The organism is Blautia faecis (assembly GCF_027662325.1).
Taxonomy (GTDB): domain Bacteria; phylum Bacillota; class Clostridia; order Lachnospirales; family Lachnospiraceae; genus Blautia_A; species Blautia_A faecis.
In genome coordinates, this window is the sequence record NZ_JAQDKY010000075.1 from 1 (window position 1) to 6,374 (window position 6,374).

Sequence of the window (6,374 nt, forward strand, 5' to 3'; positions counted from 1 at the left end):
GCTTTTTCGTGCCTTCTTTTTACGAGTACCATTCTATTATAAAGAGAATCTGAAGTCAATATTATGGATGTTGCAATCGTGTCGCATTTTAGTTGCAAATAAATACACTTGCTAATATTGGCTGCAAAAATCTTCAAAAGTTCAAGCCTAATAAATTTTTTATTCCAGTAAATTCTTATAACCAATCTCCCAGGTAATTATTTATCTCCTAAATTTCACTATTTTTTAGAAGATATTTCAATCATTAGGAGATAAAATCACCATCACCCGAAAGGCAATACCTAAAGGATTCCATTTCGCGTATATTTGTCAGTAAATATATTGATTAATTAGTTGATATTTTGCAGGTATCTGCTATAATACAAGTAAAGAAAGGAGTTGACGATTATGGCATCTGTTATGAGTGCAATTAAAAATACGGTTCCAATCAGCCAATTTAACCGTGGCCTTGCTGGAAAAATTTTTGAAGATGTGAAGCAGAGTGGTGCTAAAGTCGTAATGAAAAACAACGTTGCAGAATGTGTTCTCATTTCCCCTGAAGAATACGTCCGTCTAATGGATGAGGTAAATGATGCTCGTCTTCTTGCCGTTGCTTCTGAACGTATGGCACACTTTAATCCTGCCACTTTAATTTCTGAGGAAGAAATGAACCGCCGTCTTGGTATTACAGAAGACAATCTTACCGGTTTTGACGAGGTAGACATTGAATGAATTGGAAACTAGAATACCTTCCTGAAGCAGAAAAAGACTTAAAAGACCTAGATGGAAGTCAGCGTATTCTTGTTCTGAAGGCCATCAAAAAAGTTCAGCAAAATCCACTGCCTGTTGAAGAACAAGGTTATGGAAAACCGCTTGGTAATCACAGCAGTACTAATCTTGCCGGACTTCTGAAAATCAAACTCCGCTCTGCTGGTTTGCGTGTTGTATATCAGCTTCGCCGTACCGAATCGTCTATGATGATTATTGTAATCGGCGTCCGAGCAGACGAAGAAGTATATGAAATTGCTCAGAAAAGAGCGAATAAACACAATCTTTTTGATTAACCTGCACCTTTTTAAGTGATTACATTCATCTGTATAAAGCTTTTGTTAATACACAAGCAATTACCGTGAACCACCGATACCCCTTATAGTTCTTTCATACTATTTCAATTGAATCACAATGTACCCATAAAAAATGCAGGGATGCTCACCTCCAGCGATACATCTCTGCATTTTTAGATATGTTGCAATCATGTCACATTTTAGTTGCAAATAAGTACGACTGCTGGTTCAACGGATGAGCCAATTATACTCTTTTCTACAGTCTAAAATGTAATCCACATAAACTGTATCATCCTCAATTTGATATAAAATCAAATACCAGTTTTTCACAAACATTTTGTGATATTTATTACATGGAATATAAGGTTCATTCAAAAAAGGAAAACGATTTGGACTATACGCTAATGAACGCATTGCTTCCATTAATTCTTTTTTCTTATTTCTTGCGGCATCCTTATCTACCTGTGCCAGAAAGCGAATATGTACTCCAAGCATTTGCTTCGCCCGGTCCGATACGATAACTTTGTATTTTCTTCTTTCTGACATTTTCATCCCTCTTCTATTATATTATCAAGATAACTGTCCAATTCATCAAGACTGCATCCTGTTCTTCCTGCCAGACGATCCTCTTCAACAGCAAGCAGTTCTTCTCTTAATTTCAACATTTTCTCCCGTCGGTTAAAGGATTCAATATCCATCACCACAAGATCACCTTCTCCATTTTTTGTCAGAAAAACAGGCTCTGAAGATTTACGGCAAAGATCTGCAATCTCATTATAATTTTGTCTAATAGCAGCTGATGGACGAATGTTCATAAGATCACCTCTCGCTTTCATAGTAATATTATATACATATTATAATTTTATTATGCTATATTTGTCAATACCAATTACAGACCTATTCCATTTCTGCACCAGCTTCTCTATTTTCATTCTGAAATCATCTTTCAATCGTAAAATGAAATACCAGCTGTTCCTGATCCTCAGCTGAGGTTCTTAAGGATCTTCGAATTCCGGTTGTATCTGCAAAAGTTCCACCGTAAGCATCTACCTTGATCCATTTACCGTTTACCTTTACTTCATTCCACTGGTGTGTCCAGCTGCCGGCATTCACATGCCGTACCGGAACATTCGCAGCCTCACAAAGCAGTGTGTACGCTTTTGCATATCCTGAGCAGGCTGCTTTTTTCATTACCAAAGCTGCATAAGCTTCATTTCCATAATTCTTCTGGTAGGCTTCTGAAGACTGGTTTAACTGCCAGGAACAATGCTCGGTCAGATACCGGAACAATACAAAAGCCCGCTCCTTTGCATTCAGATCCGCAGCCACATATTTTTTTACGATTTTCTTTGCTTCTTTCTTGGCCAGATTAAGGCGTTTGGATTTATTCGGCTCTTTTACGGTCACTTTACATTTCAGGGTACGTTTTCCCACTTTTGCACAGATGTATGCTGATCCACCCTTTTTTCCAGTTACTTTTCCAGAAGCCGAAACAGATGCAACGGATTTTTTAGAAGAACTCCATTTTACTTTCTTTTTGCTTCCCGATACTTTCAGCGACGTGGAAGCTCCCCGATAGATGGTAACCGCCGATTTGTTCAGTTTCACTTTTGCAGCCTGGACATCCACTGGCCTTATAAAGCTTCCAAGGAACAAAACTACCAATGCCAGCCAAACAACTACGAATTTCTTCTTTCCTGTGTTACATTTTTTTGCTTTTCTCATCGCAAACCCTCCATTTTCGAAACCATTTCCTGTTGCAGTTCCAATGTAGCAATTTGATTTTTTCTGTGTCAATAGGATTTTTGAAAAAAATATTTTCAAATAAAAAAGTGATTCACTATTTTGCAAATCACTTTTACAATTCTTATTTATAATCAAATATCCTTTTTTCGCAATTTCACCTATCACATTTATTGCGGTCTTGGTTACAAGCACTAATCAATTTCTTCAAATAATTCGTCAAAGGTAATCTTTATCTTTGGAAAATGAAGCAGTTGTAACTCATCCTTATTTTCTTCTGTGACTGTTTTTAAAAGATAGTATTTGGGAATCTCCCCCTCATAATCCAGTTCATAGATTTCAACTGTTTTTTTACGCCAGTCAACGATCCAATACTCTTCAATCTCCTGCTCACAATACAGCTGCATTTTCTCTGTCCGGTCATAATTTTCTGTTGATGGTGACAAAACCTCCATAACAAAACGTGGCGCATCTGTAAAAGTGTTTCCACGCCTTGATTTCGTACGGCAGTTTATGGAAGCATCCGGAATCACAATCTTGTTATTGCCCTGGTTATCTTTGAAACGGTATTGCACATTATCCGAATATACATAGCAAGTACTATTTTTTAACTGGTGCCTGACCGCTGCAACAAAATTTACAATTACAGCAGAGTGCTCTGGTGTAGATCCTTCCAGATCTGTTATTTTAAGATCCCAATCCATATTTCACCCTCCTGCATTTTACAATATAAAGAACTTCTTGTTTTCTCTAAATTCCACTCTTCTCTATTAAAAGAAAAGAATTATTTTTGTCTCCTCCATTATAGCATCCTCCCTGTAGATTGGAAAAGTAATTTTTTTTAAGATTGGTGCATAAACAGGGGTGTTGGCCCTCCGTGACTCGCTTTTTGCACCTGTCAGGTACAATACCGAAACGCCTTATCTGTTAAAATCCTTGCAAAGATTAGTCCAAGCGGAAGCGCTGCAATGATCAGAAGTGCAGCTGCAAACCAGGAGGCAGACACAGATAAGGACATGATTCCAAGATTATAAAATCCACGGTATAAATAAAGCCCCGGTACCATGATCACAATAGAAGGAACGGTAACGGAAATCCTTGGGTAGCCCACCTTATTTTTCAGAAGGGAGGCCAGAAGCCCGGCTGTCAGAGCTCCGATAAATGCGGTCACTGCCGGAGGTAAGGCGGCAAGATCCACAAGCTCCAGCCGCAGGGTATTTGCAACCGCCCCAAGCACTGCTGCAGAACAGGCAAGCCTTACCGGACTGTTAAACATGATGGAGAAACCGAACACGCCGAAAAAGCTTGCAATAAGCCGTGTGAGGATCCACATTGCAACAGGCATATGGATCTTTATGAAATCCACCGGCTGTAAGTGAAGAAGCATAGCCATGATCCAGGCAGACATAGTGGCTACCAGAACAATAATCAGTGCATAAGTAAGCCGTTCCATACCAGAACGCATATCCAGTTTTGCCAGGTCGATTCCGCTGGTAATAAAGGGAAAACCAGGGATGATAAAAAGCATGGCACAGATATATCCTGCTTCATGCTGAATGGAAATCCCAAACAGGATTTCCCCTAATTTTAATAATCCTGCATATACAAAGCATGCCAGGGAGACAGAGGAAACAATGCCAAGGAACAGGGTAAAATGATGCTTGGTCAGCTTGCAGCGAAGGAAATTTCCAAGTCCTGCTCCAATAAAAGCACAAAACATCTCTACTGGTCCTCCGCCTAAAAGAAAGGTAAATCCACAGCATGCAATGGCGGCAGCCAGTCCCAGGGCAGCCGGGGAATAAAGGCCATGGATCCTTTCAATTTCATCCAGATAGCTGTGAAGCTCTTCCCCGGACATGTTTTTTCCCTCTGTTTCAAAATTGCGGATAAAATGCTCCAGCCGGTTCAGCTTTGACGTATTCACCCCTGTATTGGTAAGGCATAAAGACTGGGTAAAGCCATTTTCCCCATCAAAACAGGTGTACTCAATGGACATCAGTCCGATATCTGCGGTACAGGTAATTCCCATTGCTTCGGCCAGGGCATTCATGGAGCTTCGGACCCTCCAGGCTCCAGTCCCACAGGATAAAAACATGATCCCCACACGTCCGATAATGGAAGCCTTTTCGGTGATGCTTGCATTTATAACGGGAGTATTTTGGCCATTTTCATCGGTGTATTCATAAATTTCAGGCTGTCATTTCCAGCTAGTTCCATCATCCGCTCCCTGCAGGCAAGGACGATCCCGTCAATTTCCTCCATATGCTGGAGCATTTTCTTTTCAAACTCATGGATGGGAAGCAGAACGCCAAGTTCATCAAAGGGTTTCTCAGGATTTTCCTTTTTTACACCGGTCTCCTGTCCGTAAAAGACCACTGCACGGGGTGCTGCCTGCTGGATCTCCTGGAAAGTCTTCCATACAACCGCATAAGCCTGCGCTTCTGTAAGCCCCAGCTTACAGGTATCCGGAAGTGCATAGAGGATTAAAATCCCACGCTGGCACTCTTCTTTTTCCTCTTTAATTTCCAATCCATCCGTGTAAGAGCGTACAATGTCATATCCATCTGCCAGATAAAGTCTGGATCTTGGTACGCATTCATGCCGGTCAAAGGTTTCCTTAAATTTTCCATAGTCATGGGCGGAAACCATCTTTCCAACATCTTTAAGAAGCTTCCCTTCCACATTGGTAAGAAGGACCGGATTCTCTCCTGCCTTTCCATGGAATTTTCTTGGGATCAGATAGGCTTCGCGGAGCAGATCAAACATACTTTTTCCGCACAATTCCAGAAGAAGGGCACTTACATCCCCGTTCTGGTAAGCGTGAAAGAGTACCTGCAAAAAGTGGTCCGGATCCTCATCCACCAGCATATGTTCATCATCCAGATACTGGTAAAACACTTCACGAAGTCTTCTTGATGCCTCCGGGGAAGCCAGGATTTTGGAAAAAATATCTTCTACAGCCTGTTCTCTTGGTAAAACTGTTTTCATACTAAAACGCCTCTTTTTCTGTTTGGATCATGATGAGAGCTGTACTTGTCTCTTTTCGGGAGGGATTATAGCATTGTTATAGTCATACCGCAATAGGATGAAAGGTTTCTCTTTCATATCATATTTTTATGTCTGCCATATCATTGACCGTTGTATGTGTTTTCCATTACAAGTTTCCATGAAATAAAATTTGTGAAAAATACCGTATCTTATCATCGGTCCCCCAGCAGATCATTCCCACCGCATCTGCCATTTCCTGGGCATCAACACAGTAGGCGGACATGCAGGAATGGTGCCTGTAAGGACCAGCGGACATGATCAGCAGGTCGGTATTTCCAGATTCCATTATTTTAGAGGCCAGCTGTTCGGTGAGTTTATTGTGCGCAAGCTTCGCCATTTTAAACTTTCGGTATTCCGGTTTGAACACAAGTTTTTGTGTATCCATGATTGCCGCATTTGAAAACCCAAGTTTTTTTGCTTCTTTGATGTAATCCATAGAATACCTCCTCCAAGTTTTTTACAACTCACTAAAATTTTCTCCATACGCTGGTTTTAAACCCGCCCAGCTACAATTGTGTTTTTTAATTCCCTTGCCGCAGC

Annotated in this window: 9 protein-coding genes; 2 read left to right on the plus strand and 7 right to left on the minus strand. The window is 40.7% G+C overall.

What is annotated here, in order from left to right; genetic code table 11:
* Positions 1-387 precede the first annotated feature (387 nt).
* Positions 388-711 (plus strand): type II toxin-antitoxin system Phd/YefM family antitoxin, encoded by a 324-nt coding sequence (locus PGQ38_RS18805; RefSeq protein ID WP_173718701.1) that lies wholly within the window; start codon positions 388-390, stop codon positions 709-711.
* Positions 708-1,043, plus strand: coding sequence for a type II toxin-antitoxin system RelE family toxin (locus tag PGQ38_RS18810; protein ID WP_118580567.1), 336 nt, complete (start codon positions 708-710; stop codon positions 1,041-1,043). The genes PGQ38_RS18805 and PGQ38_RS18810 overlap by 4 nt, the downstream gene beginning before the upstream one ends.
* A 228-nt stretch (positions 1,044-1,271) precedes the next feature.
* On the opposite strand, the gene PGQ38_RS18815 is transcribed toward PGQ38_RS18810, so the two are convergent.
* The 7 genes from PGQ38_RS18815 to PGQ38_RS18845 all read right to left on the minus strand — a co-directional run bounded on the left by PGQ38_RS18815 (position 1,272) and on the right by PGQ38_RS18845 (position 6,270).
* Positions 1,272-1,589 carry a type II toxin-antitoxin system RelE/ParE family toxin gene (locus tag PGQ38_RS18815; protein WP_118580564.1) on the minus strand — a complete coding sequence of 106 codons (318 nt, stop codon included), beginning with the start codon at positions 1,587-1,589 and terminating at the stop codon, positions 1,272-1,274.
* Positions 1,590-1,591: 2 nt separating this feature from the next.
* Positions 1,592-1,858 (minus strand): type II toxin-antitoxin system prevent-host-death family antitoxin, encoded by a 267-nt coding sequence (locus PGQ38_RS18820; RefSeq protein ID WP_173718699.1) that lies wholly within the window; start codon positions 1,856-1,858, stop codon positions 1,592-1,594.
* Positions 1,859-1,982: 124 nt separating this feature from the next.
* The gene (locus PGQ38_RS18825; protein ID WP_173718698.1) at positions 1,983-2,768 is read right to left on the minus strand and encodes a transglutaminase-like domain-containing protein; all 786 of its coding nucleotides are present in this window, start codon (positions 2,766-2,768) and stop codon (positions 1,983-1,985) included.
* Positions 2,769-2,980: 212 nt separating this feature from the next.
* Positions 2,981-3,490 (minus strand): Uma2 family endonuclease, encoded by a 510-nt coding sequence (locus PGQ38_RS18830; protein WP_118580558.1) that lies wholly within the window; start codon positions 3,488-3,490, stop codon positions 2,981-2,983.
* Positions 3,491-3,684: 194 nt separating this feature from the next.
* Positions 3,685-4,974 (minus strand): threonine/serine exporter family protein, encoded by a 1,290-nt coding sequence (locus tag PGQ38_RS18835; protein ID WP_270433095.1) that lies wholly within the window; start codon positions 4,972-4,974, stop codon positions 3,685-3,687.
* Positions 4,929-5,774: a DUF4866 domain-containing protein gene (locus PGQ38_RS18840; RefSeq protein ID WP_270433092.1), complete on the minus strand. Its 846-nt coding sequence runs from the start codon at positions 5,772-5,774 to the stop codon at positions 4,929-4,931. The genes PGQ38_RS18835 and PGQ38_RS18840 overlap by 46 nt, the downstream gene beginning before the upstream one ends.
* Positions 5,775-5,940: 166 nt before the next feature.
* Positions 5,941-6,270, minus strand: coding sequence for a hypothetical protein (locus PGQ38_RS18845; protein WP_270433094.1), 330 nt, complete (start codon positions 6,268-6,270; stop codon positions 5,941-5,943).
* Positions 6,271-6,374: the final 104 nt, after the last annotated feature.

Bases quoted from the DNA above. Each gene is read 5' to 3' on its own strand.
- PGQ38_RS18805 (WP_173718701.1), top strand. From the start codon at position 388: ATGGCATCTGTTATGAGTGCAATTAAAAATACGGTTCCAATCAGCCAA.
- PGQ38_RS18810 (WP_118580567.1), top strand. From the start codon at position 708: ATGAATTGGAAACTAGAATACCTTCCTGAAGCAGAAAAAGACTTAAAA.
- PGQ38_RS18815 (WP_118580564.1), bottom strand. From the start codon at position 1,589: ATGTCAGAAAGAAGAAAATACAAAGTTATCGTATCGGACCGGGCGAAG.
- PGQ38_RS18820 (WP_173718699.1), bottom strand. From the start codon at position 1,858: ATGAACATTCGTCCATCAGCTGCTATTAGACAAAATTATAATGAGATT.
- PGQ38_RS18825 (WP_173718698.1), bottom strand. From the start codon at position 2,768: ATGAGAAAAGCAAAAAAATGTAACACAGGAAAGAAGAAATTCGTAGTT.
- PGQ38_RS18830 (WP_118580558.1), bottom strand. From the start codon at position 3,490: ATGGATTGGGATCTTAAAATAACAGATCTGGAAGGATCTACACCAGAG.
- PGQ38_RS18840 (WP_270433092.1), bottom strand. From the start codon at position 5,774: ATGAAAACAGTTTTACCAAGAGAACAGGCTGTAGAAGATATTTTTTCC.
- PGQ38_RS18845 (WP_270433094.1), bottom strand. From the start codon at position 6,270: ATGGATTACATCAAAGAAGCAAAAAAACTTGGGTTTTCAAATGCGGCA.